The sequence below is a fragment of the Flavobacterium sp. HSC-32F16 genome (genome assembly GCF_024171645.1).
Lineage (GTDB): Bacteria > Bacteroidota > Bacteroidia > Flavobacteriales > Flavobacteriaceae > Flavobacterium.
In genome coordinates, this window is sequence record NZ_JALKAC010000010.1 from 95,292 (window position 1) to 109,104 (window position 13,813).

Annotated in this window: 20 protein-coding genes; all 20 read right to left on the reverse strand. The window is 33.4% G+C overall.

The features are described 5' to 3' along the window. Nucleotides 1-47: 47 nt before the first annotated feature. On the reverse strand, nt 48-983 hold the full coding sequence (ctlX, locus tag L1276_RS21645) for a citrulline utilization hydrolase CtlX (protein WP_253791533.1): 936 nt from the start codon (nt 981-983) through the stop codon (nt 48-50). An 88-nt stretch (nt 984-1,071) separates the two neighbouring features. Continuing rightward, complete coding sequence (locus L1276_RS21650) at nt 1,072-1,986, reverse strand: dimethylarginine dimethylaminohydrolase family protein (protein ID WP_253791536.1); 915 nt, start codon at nt 1,984-1,986, stop codon at nt 1,072-1,074. 63 nt (nt 1,987-2,049) lie between these two features. Further along, entirely contained in the window at nt 2,050-3,327 is a 1,278-nt protein-coding gene (locus L1276_RS21655) for a citrate synthase (RefSeq protein WP_253791538.1), read from the reverse strand. 156 nt (nt 3,328-3,483) lie between these two features. Continuing rightward, nucleotides 3,484-4,776, reverse strand: coding sequence for a phosphopyruvate hydratase (gene eno / locus L1276_RS21660; protein ID WP_053470835.1), 1,293 nt, complete (start codon nt 4,774-4,776; stop codon nt 3,484-3,486). 102 nt (nt 4,777-4,878) lie between these two features. Next, the gene (gene carA / locus L1276_RS21665) at nt 4,879-5,997 is read right to left on the reverse strand and encodes a glutamine-hydrolyzing carbamoyl-phosphate synthase small subunit (protein WP_253791540.1); all 1,119 of its coding nucleotides are present in this window, start codon (nt 5,995-5,997) and stop codon (nt 4,879-4,881) included. Nucleotides 5,998-6,238: 241 nt separating this feature from the next. Then, nucleotides 6,239-6,730: a 50S ribosomal protein L17 gene (rplQ, locus tag L1276_RS21670; protein WP_042565880.1), complete on the reverse strand. Its 492-nt coding sequence runs from the start codon at nt 6,728-6,730 to the stop codon at nt 6,239-6,241. A gap of 36 nt (nt 6,731-6,766) precedes the next feature. Further along, entirely contained in the window at nt 6,767-7,759 is a 993-nt protein-coding gene (locus L1276_RS21675; RefSeq protein ID WP_008464329.1) for a DNA-directed RNA polymerase subunit alpha, read from the reverse strand. A gap of 21 nt (nt 7,760-7,780) precedes the next feature. Then, complete coding sequence (gene rpsD, locus L1276_RS21680) at nt 7,781-8,386, reverse strand: 30S ribosomal protein S4 (RefSeq protein ID WP_029272055.1); 606 nt, start codon at nt 8,384-8,386, stop codon at nt 7,781-7,783. Nucleotides 8,387-8,475: 89 nt separating this feature from the next. Next, nucleotides 8,476-8,859, reverse strand: coding sequence for a 30S ribosomal protein S11 (gene rpsK / locus L1276_RS21685; RefSeq protein ID WP_053470832.1), 384 nt, complete (start codon nt 8,857-8,859; stop codon nt 8,476-8,478). A gap of 8 nt (nt 8,860-8,867) precedes the next feature. Continuing rightward, a complete protein-coding gene (gene rpsM, locus L1276_RS21690) occupies nt 8,868-9,242 on the reverse strand; it encodes a 30S ribosomal protein S13 (RefSeq protein ID WP_012022478.1) in 375 nt (124 codons plus the stop codon). A gap of 2 nt (nt 9,243-9,244) precedes the next feature. Further along, complete coding sequence (gene ykgO, locus L1276_RS21695; protein WP_002987490.1) at nt 9,245-9,361, reverse strand: type B 50S ribosomal protein L36; 117 nt, start codon at nt 9,359-9,361, stop codon at nt 9,245-9,247. Nucleotides 9,362-9,373: 12 nt separating this feature from the next. Further along, on the reverse strand, nt 9,374-9,589 hold the full coding sequence (gene infA / locus L1276_RS21700; protein WP_007136545.1) for a translation initiation factor IF-1: 216 nt from the start codon (nt 9,587-9,589) through the stop codon (nt 9,374-9,376). 7 nt (nt 9,590-9,596) lie between these two features. Next, nucleotides 9,597-10,943: a preprotein translocase subunit SecY gene (secY, locus tag L1276_RS21705; RefSeq protein ID WP_017495008.1), complete on the reverse strand. Its 1,347-nt coding sequence runs from the start codon at nt 10,941-10,943 to the stop codon at nt 9,597-9,599. 13 nt (nt 10,944-10,956) lie between these two features. Further along, entirely contained in the window at nt 10,957-11,409 is a 453-nt protein-coding gene (gene rplO, locus L1276_RS21710; protein WP_017495009.1) for a 50S ribosomal protein L15, read from the reverse strand. Between the two features lie 11 nt (nt 11,410-11,420). Beyond that, complete coding sequence (rpmD, locus tag L1276_RS21715) at nt 11,421-11,603, reverse strand: 50S ribosomal protein L30 (RefSeq protein WP_017495010.1); 183 nt, start codon at nt 11,601-11,603, stop codon at nt 11,421-11,423. A 12-nt stretch (nt 11,604-11,615) separates the two neighbouring features. Then, complete coding sequence (rpsE, locus tag L1276_RS21720; protein ID WP_085950926.1) at nt 11,616-12,140, reverse strand: 30S ribosomal protein S5; 525 nt, start codon at nt 12,138-12,140, stop codon at nt 11,616-11,618. Nucleotides 12,141-12,143: 3 nt separating this feature from the next. Then, nucleotides 12,144-12,494: a 50S ribosomal protein L18 gene (gene rplR / locus L1276_RS21725; RefSeq protein WP_253791542.1), complete on the reverse strand. Its 351-nt coding sequence runs from the start codon at nt 12,492-12,494 to the stop codon at nt 12,144-12,146. An 11-nt stretch (nt 12,495-12,505) separates the two neighbouring features. Further along, nucleotides 12,506-13,048 carry a 50S ribosomal protein L6 gene (gene rplF / locus L1276_RS21730; protein ID WP_253791544.1) on the reverse strand — a complete coding sequence of 181 codons (543 nt, stop codon included), beginning with the start codon at nt 13,046-13,048 and terminating at the stop codon, nt 12,506-12,508. 18 nt (nt 13,049-13,066) lie between these two features. After that, on the reverse strand, nt 13,067-13,465 hold the full coding sequence (gene rpsH / locus L1276_RS21735; protein WP_029272051.1) for a 30S ribosomal protein S8: 399 nt from the start codon (nt 13,463-13,465) through the stop codon (nt 13,067-13,069). A gap of 78 nt (nt 13,466-13,543) precedes the next feature. After that, nucleotides 13,544-13,813 (reverse strand): 30S ribosomal protein S14, encoded by a 270-nt coding sequence (rpsN, locus tag L1276_RS21740; protein ID WP_031456037.1) that lies wholly within the window; start codon nt 13,811-13,813, stop codon nt 13,544-13,546.

The window sequence follows — 13,813 nt, forward strand, 5'->3', positions numbered from 1 at the left end:
AATAACTTAAAGTTATTATCCCGTTTTTTGTTTATATTTTTAACTATTTAATTTCTTGGTAAAAATACTTCAGCCATCATGCATCTTGCGCTTCCGCCACCACAAGCTTCAATAGTATCTAAACTTGAACTTAATATTTCAGCATGTTTTTCTAATTGTTGAATTTGCTTTGGAGTTAAGCTTTGATGAGCTGATGCACTCATAACGATATATTTTTTTTCGTTTGTCCCACGAACTTCCAACATATTTCCGGCAAAATTATTTACCTGATCCTCTGTAATTAAAATGATCTCTTTTTTATCATCTTTCAAATTATCAAGAACCATTTTGCGCTCTTTCTTATCATCAATACAATCTGCACAAATAACAGCAAACGTTTCACCCAGACACATCATAACGTTTGTATGATATATTAGCTTACGTTCTCCATCAACAGTTTGAAAAGCTTCGAAAATTACGGGAGCATAATCAAAATCTTCACAAAATTCAATAAATAGTTCTTCGTCTGCACGAGGAGATAATGCACAATATGCTTTTGCATTAGCACGATCTAAAAGTAAACTTCCTGTCCCTTCTAAAAAATAACCATCATCTTCTGCAGATGTATAATCCATTATATTAGAAATTTCGAAACCTTTTTCCTCCAAAGTATCCAAAATATCTTCACGACGCTCTGGGCGACGGTTTTCGGCAAACATTGGATAAAGTGCTACATCTCCATTTTCATGAAATGAAACCCAATTATTTGGAAAAATGCTATCCGGAGTATCTGTTTCCAAAGTATCTTCGATTACAGTTACGTCCACTCCTACTGCTCTAAGTTTTTCAACAAAATCATCAAATTCTTGTTGCGCTTTAGCATTTACCGTACTTGGCAATAAACCGTCTAATACTTTTTGGTAATAATTATTTACGGCAGTCTGTTCATTCATTCTGAAGGCAACAGGCCGTATCATTACGATTGCATTTGTTGTTTGTTTCATTTTAATATTTTTTTTTTCAAGTTTGAAGTTTCAGGTTTCACATCTTAAAAGAACTTGAAACCTAAAACTTGAAACTCAAAAATCATTTTTAGTCTCTAATTAATGGTAAAGTTGAACATCTTAATAACCCTTCTTGTTTTGCTATTTCGGCATACGGAATTTCTTCTACAGTAAAACCTTGTGCACGAAGCCAGTTATTTAATCTCGTGAAATTTTTCTCAGAAACAACAACATCTTTATCTATCGAAAACACATTAGAAAACATATTGTACATTTCGTCCCTTTCAATATGGAAAAGATTTTCTTTTCCAAAAAGGTTTACGAGATACAAATAATCTGATTCTTCACGAAAACCTCTTTTATAAATAATTCCTTTGTCTTTTCCTACAGGCTGAAAGCAGCAATCTAAATGCAATGCATTGTCACGAGCTTCTAATTTCGATTTAACTAAATCAAACTCTTTGACAATTTTATTGGGAAACAATTCTTTTATAAAATTAACACCTTGCATATTTGTTCTTGCCGTTATATAATCTTTATAATCACTTCCTTTATAGGTTCCTATAAAAATGTGATCATTCCAAAGCATGACATCTCCACCTTCAATATGAACTTCTTCTGGCGGACGAACTACTTTCAACGAATCAATTTGATCAATTACATATTGAATAGCATCTAATTCACGCTCACGGTCTGGTAAAATATTCGATTTTACAAAAACATCATCAATTACAAAACCAATATCCCTTGCAAAGATTTGATTATAGTTCTGAATCAATTCCGGACGATAAACCGTTACATTGTATTTCTGAAAAACAGCATTAAAAGCATCCATTTCTGCAACCATATCTTTTTCGATAGGATACGTTCCTGCTTTAATGTGTTCCAATGATTTAGGATCATAGGCTTCATCTAATGAAGGAGTTGGCCCATTGTGAACGGCAGAACCCAAAACTACAACACGTAACCTTGATGTTTCGTTCTTTACATTTAATTGCAACATAACTTTATTATATTTTGAGCAAAGATAAAAAAAGCTTTACAGTTAAGTAAAGCTTTAATTTTTTTATTTATTAGACTTAAAGTCTCTTAAAGGATGTCCTGTATAAATTTGTCTTGGTCTTCCTATTGGTTCTTTATTTTCTCGCATTTCTTTCCATTGTGCGATCCAGCCTGGAAGCCTTCCAATTGCGAACATAACAGTAAACATATCCGTTGGAATTCCTAATGCTCTGTAAATAATCCCAGAGTAGAAATCAACGTTTGGATACAAATTTCTTGATTTGAAGTAATCATCTTCAAGAGCAGCTGACTCTAATTTTTTAGCAATTTCTAAAATAGGGTCTTCAACACCTAAAGTTTCTAAAACTTCTTTAGCGGCTTTTTTTATAATTTTTGCTCTTGGATCAAAATTTTTATAAACTCTATGCCCAAATCCCATTAAACGGAAAGGATCATTTTTATCTTTTGCTTTCGCCAGAAATTTATCAGTATCTCCTCCATCTTTATTAATTTCTTCAAGCATTTCAAGTACTGCTTGGTTTGCACCTCCATGCAGCGGCCCCCAAAGAGCAGAAACTCCAGAAGAAATAGAAGCAAATAACCCTGCATGAGATGAACCTACCATTCTAACTGTAGATGTAGAACAGTTTTGTTCGTGATCTGCATGAAGGATAAATAATTTATCTAAAGCATCAACTATAACCGGATTTGCGGAGTAAGGTCCTGTAGGTAATTTAAACATTAACTGCATAAAATTATCCACATAACCTGTTGTGTTATCGTAGTAGTTTAATGGATAACCCATAGATTTTCTGTAAGTCCAAGTTGCAATTACAAGAAATTTACCCATTGTTTTACAAATGGCTTCGTACATTTCTTTTTCATTATCCACATTAACTGCTTTTGGATTAAATGCTGTTAAAGCACTTGTCAAAGCAGACAATACTCCCATTGGGTGAGCAGTTTTTGGGAAACCATCGATGATGTTTTTCATCTCTTCGTTTACCAAAGTATGCTTTTTAATACCATTCTCGAATTGCTCTAATTCCTGAGTAGTTGGTAATTCTCCAAAAATCAAAAGATAAGAAACTTCTAAAAAGTTAGCTTTTTCAGCTAAGTCTTCGATTGAATACCCTCTGTAACGTAAAATTCCTAATTCTCCATCTAAAAAAGTAATTTCACTTTTACATGATCCTGAATTTTTGTATCCTGGATCAAGAGTAATAATACCAGTTAAATCACGTAATTTGTTAATATCGATAGCTGATTCATTTTCACTCCCTGTGATTATTGGAAGTTCAATTTTTTTACCATCTATTTCTAATGTGGCTATTTTTGACATAATATAATTGGAATAATTCTATAAAATAATAATTTACCAAATCTAAGGAATTTAAGACTAATTAAAAAAAGAATCCTGCTATGAATTTGTTAAAACTCCAAAAAAAAACCATTCGTATTAACGAATGGTTTCTTTTCAATATATAACTCTTACAATTTATTTAATCTTGAAAGCATTTAATCCCGGGAAATAAGCAGTACTTCCTAACTCCTCTTCGATTCTTAATAATTGATTGTATTTTGCCATACGATCAGAACGAGATGCAGAACCTGTTTTAATTTGTCCACAGTTTAAAGCAACCGCTAGGTCAGCAATTGTATTATCTTCTGTTTCTCCAGAACGGTGAGACATTACTGAAGTATATCCAGCATTTTTAGCCATATTAACTGCAGCGATAGTTTCTGTTAAAGTACCAATTTGATTTACTTTTACTAGGATTGAATTAGCAATTCCTTTTTCAATACCTGTAGATAAACGTGCAACATTAGTAACAAATAAATCATCACCTACTAATTGTACTTTATTTCCAATTTTTTCTGTTAAATATTTCCATCCATCCCAGTCATCTTCGTACATACCATCTTCGATTGAGATAATTGGATATTTTGCAGCAAGTTCAGCTAAATAATCAGCCTGCTCTTCAGATGTTCTGATTTTTCCAGTTTCACCTTCAAATTTAGTATAATCGTATTTACCGTTTACATAAAATTCAGAAGCAGCACAGTCAAGAGCAATCATAATTTCATCACCGAAAGTATATCCTGCTTTTTCAACCGCGAGTTTAATAGTATCTAAAGCATCTTCAGTACCACCAGCTAAATTTGGTGCAAAACCTCCTTCATCACCAACAGCAGTACTTAAACCTCTATCATGTAATACTTTTTTCAAGCTGTGGAAGATTTCAGTTCCCATTTGCATAGCGTGCGTAAAAGAAGTTGCTTTTACAGGGAAAATCATAAATTCTTGAAATGCGATAGGTGCATCAGAGTGAGAACCACCATTTATGATATTCATCATTGGAACAGGTAACGTATTGGCAGAAACACCACCAACATATCTGTATAATGGTAATCCAAGTTCATTTGCCGCGGCTTTAGCAGCAGCTAAAGAAACTCCCAAAATAGCGTTAGCTCCTAATTTAGATTTATTTGGAGTTCCATCTAAATCGATCATTAATTGATCAATTGTATTTTGTTCAAAAACAGAAGTTCCAACTAATTCTTCAGCAATAACAGTATTTACATTGTTCACTGCATTTAAAACTCCTTTTCCAAGATAAGCTTTACCTCCGTCACGTAATTCAACAGCTTCATGTTCTCCAGTTGATGCTCCAGATGGAACAGCAGCTCTACCTAAAACACCGTTTTCAGTTACTACATCAACCTCAATAGTTGGATTACCTCTGGAATCCAGAATTTGTCTTGCGTGAACTTTAATTATAATACTCATTATTTTTGTTTTTTATTAATAGATTATAGATTTTTTTTCGAAATTATAAAAATATTTAATATTAAAAACGAATTTTATCTATTAAACATCTTTATTTATTAACTACATCGTTTTAGACACAGCTAGTTTTATATTCTCAACAAATTGATCAAACAAATAAGATGAATCATGCGGACCCGGACTTGCTTCTGGGTGATATTGTACTGAAAAACAATTCTTATTTTTCATTCTCATTCCCGCCACTGTACCATCATTTAAATGTACATGAGTGATCTCTAATTCCGGATGATTTTCTAACTGCTCTTTTTTAACTGCAAAACCATGATTTTGAGAAGTGATTTCTCCTTTACCCGTAATAATGTTTTTTACAGGATGATTTATCCCACGATGTCCATTAAACATTTTATAAGTCTGAATACCATTAGCTAAACCAATTACTTGGTGACCTAAACAAATTCCAAATAACGGTCTATCTTCAGCTAAAATCTTTTTCGCCACTTCTATAGCTCCAAATAATGGATCTGGATCTCCAGGCCCGTTAGATAAGAAAAAACCATCTGGATTAAATGAATTTAAATCCTCGTATGTAGAATTATAGGGGAAAACTTTAATGTAACAATCTCTCTTTGCTAAGTTTCTCAATATGTTCTTTTTGATCCCAAGATCAAGTGCCGAAATCTTATATGCTGCATTTTCATCTCCTACAAAATAAGGCTCAGTAGTTGACACTTTTGATGCCAGCTCTAAACCTTCCATGTCCGGAACATTTGCTAATTCCTTTTTTAAATCTTCAATTGAAGTTCCATCCGTACATATTACAGCATTCATTGCACCATTGTCACGAATGTAGCTTACAAGAGCTCTTGTATCAACATCAGAAATACAAATTAAGTTTTGCTTAGCAAAGTAATCTTCCAGACTTCCAGAAGCATCTACTCTTGAATAATTAAAGCTAAAGTTTTTACAAACCAAACCTGCAATTTTGATACTGTCTGATTCAACTTCTAAATCATTTACACCATAATTACCAATATGCGGATTAGTCGCAACCATAATTTGACCAAAATAAGAAGGATCTGTAAAAATCTCCTGATACCCGGTCATTCCAGTATTAAAACAAACTTCACCAAAAGTTTTACCGCTGATCCCGATAGATTTACCATGAAAAATAGTTCCATCACTTAGTAATAAAATGGCGCTTTGTCGTGTTGTGTATTTCATTCTTTAATTTGTATTGTTTTTAATCGTCTTATGAAACTTTTACGGCTTCAACTGTAATTAGATATTTTGCAAATTTACTTCTTTAAAAGAGTGCTGCCAAGATTTTTTAAAATTTTCATTCATAAAAATAAAACCTTGACCATAAAATAAGTTAAATTTTACATTCTAAAAAAAATCAAAAAAAAAGGATAAACTAAAAATTAGCTTATCCTTGATTTCTATAGAATCATTACTTTCATAATTATTCAGAAGCTTCAGTAGTCGATTCTGATTCAGCAGCTGGAGCTTCAGAAGTAGTCTCCTCAGCTTTTTTTGCTTTACCACCACGACGGCTTTTAGCTTTTTTAACTTCTTTTTTACCACCATTGTAAAGTTCATTGAAATCTACAAGTTCGATCATTGCCATATCAGCATTATCTCCCAAACGATTTCCAACTTTAATGATACGAGTGTATCCACCTGGACGGTCTCCAACTTTAGCAGCTACATCTCTGAACAAATCAGTTACAGCATATTTGCTACGTAAGTATGCAAAAACAATACGACGATTGTGAGTCGTATCTTCTTTTGATTTTGTGATTAAAGGCTCAACGAATTGTTTAAGCGCTTTAGCTTTAGCAACAGTAGTGTTAATACGTTTGTGCTCGATAAGAGAACAAGCCATATTAGCTAACATAGCTTTTCTATGTCCAGTCTGTCTGCTTAAGTGATTGAATTTTTTTCCGTGTCTCATTGCTATTTTAAATTTAATCCCGCAAGCGGGATTGAATTATTCTTTATCTAGTTTGTATTTAGCTAAATCCATTCCAAAAGTTAAATTCTTAACTGCAACAAGTTCATCAAGTTCAGTTAAAGATTTTTTACCAAAATTACGGAATTTCATTAGGTCATTTTTATTGAACGATACTAAATCACCAAGTGTATCAACTTCAGCCGCTTTCAAGCAATTTAATGCTCTTACAGATAAATCCATATCAACAAGCTTAGTTTTAAGCAATTGTCTCATATGCAATGACTCTTCATCATACGATTCTGTTTGTGCAATTTCGTCAGCCTCAAGTGTAATTCTTTCATCAGAAAACAACATGAAATGGTGAATTAAAACTTTAGCAGCTTCAGTAAGAGCATCTTTTGGATTAATAGATCCATCAGTTTTGATTTCAAAAACTAATTTCTCGTAATCTGTTTTTTGCTCTACACGGAAATTTTCGATTGCATATTTTACATTTTTTACCGGAGTAAAAATAGAATCTGTAAAAATCGTTCCAATTGCAGCATTTTGTTTTTTGTTCTCCTCAGCAGGAACGTATCCTCTACCTTTTTCGATTGTTAAATCGAAGTTCAGTTTGATTTTAGAATCTAAATTACAGATAACAAGGTCTGGATTCAAAACTTGAAAACCTGAGATAAATTTTTGAAAATCACCTGCTGTTAATTGATCTTTACCAGAAACAGAAATTGTAACTGATTCATTATCGATATCTTCAATTTGACGTTTGAAACGTACTTGTTTTAGATTAAGGATAATTTCGGTAACATCTTCAACAACACCTGAAATAGTAGAAAACTCATGATCTACACCTTCGATACGAACAGATGTAATTGCATAACCTTCTAACGCTGAAAGCAAAACTCTTCTAAGTGCATTACCAACTGTCAATCCATAACCAGGTTCTAAAGGTCTAAATTCGAATTTACCTTCAAAATCGGTTGAATCGATCATGATAACTTTATCGGGCTTTTGAAAATTAAATATTGCCATAAATTTCGACTAAGTCAATTATTATTTGTTGTACAACTCTACGATTAATTGTTCTTTAATGTTTTCTGGAATTTGAAGTCTCGCAGGTACAGAAACAAAAGTTCCTTCTTTAAGATCATTGTTCCAAGTAATCCATTCATAAACATGACTTGAATTTGATAAAGAACGCTCGATAGCCTCTAAAGATTTAGATTTTTCACGAACTGCAACTTTATCACCAGGTTTAAGGTGGTAAGAAGGAATATTAACAACTTCACCGTTTACTGTAATGTGTCTGTGAGATACTATTTGACGAGCACCTCTTCTAGATGGAGCAATTCCCATTCTAAAAACAACATTATCTAATCTTGCTTCACATAGTTGTAATAAAACTTCACCAGTAACTCCTTTAGTAGCTGATGCTTTTTCGAATAAATTTCTGAATTGTTTTTCTAAAATTCCGTAAGAATATTTAGCTTTTTGCTTTTCCATTAACTGAACAGCGTACTCAGATTTTTTTCCTCTTTTTTTAGCCATCCCGTGTTGTCCAGGTGGGTAATTTCTTTTTTCGAAAGACTTATCATCTCCGAAGATTGCTTCGCCAAATTTACGAGCGATTCTTGTGCTAGGACCAGTATATCTTGCCATTTTGAATTGTTTAAGATTGAGATTATGAATTCAGGTCTTATCCTTCGATAATCTATTTTCAATCTAGGTTATACTATAATTTTTGAGTATTAAACTCTACGTCTTTTTGGAGGACGACATCCGTTGTGAGGCATTGGAGTAACATCGATAATCTCAGTAACTTCAATTCCACCGTTATGAATAGAACGAATAGCAGACTCACGTCCGTTTCCTGGTCCTTTTACATAAACTTTTACTTTTTTAAGTCCTGCCTCAAGAGCTACTTTACTACAATCTTCTGCTGCCATTTGAGCTGCGTACGGAGTATTCTTTTTAGAACCTCTGAAACCCATTTTACCAGCTGAAGACCAAGCAATAACTTCGCCTTTCTTATTTGTCAAAGAAATAATAATATTGTTAAAAGTTGAAGAAACATGAGCTTCACCCGTTGATTCAACGATAACTTTACGTTTTTTTGCAGTTGCTTTAGCCATATTACTTATTATTTAGTTGCTTTTTTCTTGTTAGCAACAGTTTTTCTTTTACCTTTTCTAGTTCTAGAGTTGTTTTTAGTTCTTTGTCCTCTTAATGGAAGACCAGATCTATGACGAATTCCTCTATAACAACCAATATCCATTAAACGTTTGATGTTCAAAGAAACTTCAGAACGTAATTCTCCTTCAATTTTGTAAAATGAAACAGCATCACGAATCGCTCCGATCTCGTCATCATTCCAATCTTGAACTTTTTTATCTTGGCTAACTTGAGCTTTCTCTAAAATCTCAATAGCTCTACTTTTTCCTAATCCGAAAATATAGGTAAGTGCTATAACACCTCTTTTGTTTTTTGGGATATCTACCCCTGCTATTCTTGCCATAATTATCCTTGTCTTTGTTTAAATCTAGGATTCTTTTTGTTTATCACGTACAATCTTCCTTTTCTACGCACGATAATGCACTCGGCACTTCTCTTTTTTACTGATGCTCTAACTTTCATAGTGAATATCCTTTAATATCGATAAGTAATTCTTGCTTTTGACAAATCGTAAGGACTCATTTCTAGTTTCACTTTATCACCAGGTAATAACTTGATATAATGCATTCGCATTTTTCCAGAAATATGAGCAATTACTATATGTCCATTTTCTAACTCCACACGGAACATCGCATTTGATAATGCTTCAATGATTGATCCGTCTTGTTCTATTGCTGATTGTTTTGCCATAAATATATTAAGCTACTGCTTTTCTATTTTTACCAGTCTTCATTAAACCATCATAATGTTTGTTTAACAAATATGAATTGATTTGCTGAATAGTATCTATCGCAACTCCAACCATAATTATTAATGAGGTACCTCCAAAAAACATTGCCCAAGATTGTTGTACATCCATAATACTTACAACAATAGCTGGGAACACAGCAATCAAAGCAAGGAATAAAGATCCTGGGAAAGTTATTAAAGACATCACTTTATCTAAGAAATCTGAAGTTTCAGCTCCGGGACGAACTCCTGGAATAAAACCACCACTTCTTTTTAAATCATCAGCCATTTTGTTAGTAGGTACAGTGATTGCAGTATAAAAGAATGTAAATACAATAATTAAAGTTGCAAAAACAAAATTATACCAAAAACCAAACATATTACTAAATGCACCAACAATAGATTGTGATGTATCTGACTTAGACAGTCCAGCTACAGCTGCAGGGATAAACATAATTGCCTGAGCAAAAATGATTGGCATAACTCCAGAAGCATTAAGCTTAAGAGGAATCCATTGTCTATTACCACCTGCCAAATCTTGCTCATAATCACCAGTTGTTGTACGACGAGCGTACTGAACCGGGATTCTACGTACTGCCATTGTAAGCAACACACAAGAAATGATCACTAATAACCACACAATAATTTCAATAACTAACAACATTGGACCTCCATTGTTATTGGTAACTCTCGTTGTAAACTCTTGAATAAAAGCTTGCGGTAAACGAGCTAAGATACCAACCATAATTAATAATGAAATTCCATTTCCAATACCTTTATCTGTAATTTTCTCACCAAGCCACATAGCAAAAATTGTACCTGTAACTAAGATGATAACAGACGAGAACAAAAATTCAGGAGAATTAAAGCCTAGTAGAAAAGCACTACCAGGCAATGTTCTGTATAAATTATAGATATAAGTTGGACCTTGAACCAGTGTAATAGCTATAGTCAACCAACGAGTGATTTGATTAATCTTTTTTCTACCACTTTCTCCATCATTTTGAAGTTTTTGCAAATAAGGAATCGCAATTCCCATTAACTGAACAACAATAGATGCAGAAATATAAGGCATAATACCTAAAGCAAAAACTGAAGCTTTAGAGAAAGCACCCCCAGTAAACATGTCTAGGATAGATCCTAAACCATTTTTAGTTTGTCCCGCTAAACCTGTTAATTGAGTTGCGTCAATTCCAGGAAGCGTAACGTGTGCACCAAAACGATATACTAAAAGCAATCCTAATGTAATTAAGATTCTGTTTTTCAGTTCTTCGATTTTCCAAACATTACTTATTGATTCAATAAATTTCTTCATCTTAATAGATAAGTTATATAGTTACAGCTTCTCCACCAGCAGCTTCAATAGCAGCTTTTGCAGTAGCAGTAAATTTGTGGGCAGTTACTTTTAATTTTGCTTTCAATTCACCTCTACCTAAAATCTTAACGATTTCATTTTTGGTAGCTAGACGATTTGCTACGAAATCTGTCATTGAAACAGAATCAGTAATCACACCATTGTCTACTAACAATTGAAGCGTATCTAAATTAACACCTTCGTATTCTTTACGATTGATGTTTGTGAAACCAAACTTAGGCACACGTCTTTGAAGTGGCATTTGCCCTCCTTCAAAACCAATCTTTTTAGAATAACCAGAACGAGATTTTGCTCCTTTGTGACCTCTTGCAGAAGTACCACCTTTTCCAGAACCTTCTCCTCTACCTAATCTTTTATTTTGATTGTGCGTTGACCCTTCAGCTGGTTGTAAGTTACTTAAATTCATAACAGTATTTGTTATTTAGCTTCTTCGACAGAAACTAAGTGTTTAACTTTGTTTATCATACCAAGGATAGCAGGGTTTGAATCATGCTCTACAACTTGTCCCATTTTACGTAGACCTAAAGCTTCTAAACCTCTTTTTTGAGAAAGAGGACAGTTGATTTTGCTTCTTACTTGTTTTACTAATAATTTAGCCATAATTTCCTTGAATTAACCTTTAAAAACTTTTTCTAAAGAAACACCTCTTTGTTTTGCAACAGTGTGAGCGCTTCTCATTTGTAATAAAGCATCAAAAGTTGCCTTAACTACGTTATGAGGATTTGATGATCCTTGAGATTTAGATAATACATCGTGAATACCAACTGATTCAAGAACTGAACGAACAGCTCCACCAGCAATAACTCCTGTACCATGAGAAGCAGGAATTAAGAATACACGCGCACCACCAAATTTACCTTTTTGTTCGTGAGGAACTGATTGACCATTCAAAGGAATTTTTACTAAATTTTTCTTAGCATCTTCTACTGCTTTCGCAATTGCTTCAGAAACGTCTTTAGATTTTCCTAATCCGTGACCAACTACTCCGTTTTCATCACCTACAACTACAATAGCAGAAAAACCGAAAGCTCTACCACCTTTTGTAACCTTAGTAACACGATTAACACTTACCAGACGATCTTTAAGTTCAAGACCACTTGGTTTTACCAATTCTACATTTTTGTATTTAGACATAATATATTAGAATTTAAGTCCAGCCGCTCTTGCGCCTTCTGCTAATGATTTAATACGACCGTGATATAAATATCCACCTCTATCAAAAGTAATGGTATCAATCCCAGCTTTTAACGCTTTCTCTGCAACTAGTTTTCCAACAGCAGCAGCGATTTCAACGTTAGTACCTTTTCCTATTTCTTTTTCTCTCGAAGATGCAGCTAATATAGTAACTCCATTTACATCATCAATAAGTTGAGCATAAATTTCTTTGTTACTTCTAAATACAGATAGTCTTGGTTTAGCAGCTACACCACTAATCGTTTTTCTAATTCTGAATTTAATTCTCTGTCTTCTTTCAGATTTTGTTAATGACATAATCTTATTTTTTAAGCTGATTTACCTGCTTTTCTTCTTAATACTTCACCCACAAATTTAACACCTTTACCTTTGTATGGCTCTGGCTTACGGAAACCTCTGATTTTCGCAGCAACTTGACCTAAAAGTTGTTTATCAAATGATGTTAATTTTACGATTGGGTTTTTACCTTTTTCAGATATTGTTTCTAAAGCTACTTCTGGAGCAATTTCTAAAACAATATTGTGAGAATATCCAAGAGCTAAATCTAACTTTTGACCTTGGTTTGAAGCTCTATAACCAACTCCAACTAATTCTAGTTCTTTTGTAAAACCTTCAGAAACACCGATAATCATATTATTGATCAAAGATCTGAATAATCCATGTTTTGCTCTGTGGTCTTTATGATCAGACGATCTTTCAACTAAAACTTGATCGCCTTCAACAGTTACATTTACGTCCGAAAACTCCTGAACTAATTGACCTTTTTTTCCTTTTACTGTAATATTACCGTCCTTAACTTCAACAGTTACACCAGCAGGGATTACAATTGGGCTTTTACCTATTCTTGACATCTTATCTAGTGTTTAAAATTAGTATACGTAACAAATTACTTCACCACCTACATTTAATTGCTTAGCTTGTTTTCCTGTCATCAAACCTTTTGACGTAGAAACAATAGCAATTCCTAATCCGTTAAGGATTCTAGGTAATTTGGCAGCACCTGCGTACTTACGTAAACCAGGTTTACTAATTCTTTGGATATCTTTAATCACAGGCTCTTTAGTATCTTTATCATACTTTAAAGCAATTTTGATAGAACCTTGAACAGTGTTCGTTTCAAATTTGTAACTCAAGATATAACCTTGATCAAATAAGATCTTAGTTATTTCTTTTTTTAGATTAGAAGCTGGAATTTCAACAACTTTGTGGTTTGCAGCCACAGCGTTACGAACTCTAGTCAAATAATCTGCAATAGGATCTGTATACATATGTATTTGATTGCGATTATGGTTTTCAGGAAGCACTCTGCCTCCTGAACCTTTAATCAATTTATAAACTTTTTTAAATTACCAGCTGGCTTTTTTAACTCCTGGAATTAATCCATTGTTAGCCATTTCACGGAAAGTTACACGTGAAATACCGAATTGACGGATATAACCTCTTGGTCTTCCAGTTAATTTACAACGGTTGTGTAAACGAACAGGTGAAGCGTTTTTTGGTAATTTTTGTAAACCTTCATAGTCACCAGCTTCTAATAAAGCTTTTCTCTTTTCAGCATACTTAGCTACCGTTTTTTCTCTTTTCACCTCACGGGCTTTCATTGATTCTTTAGCCAT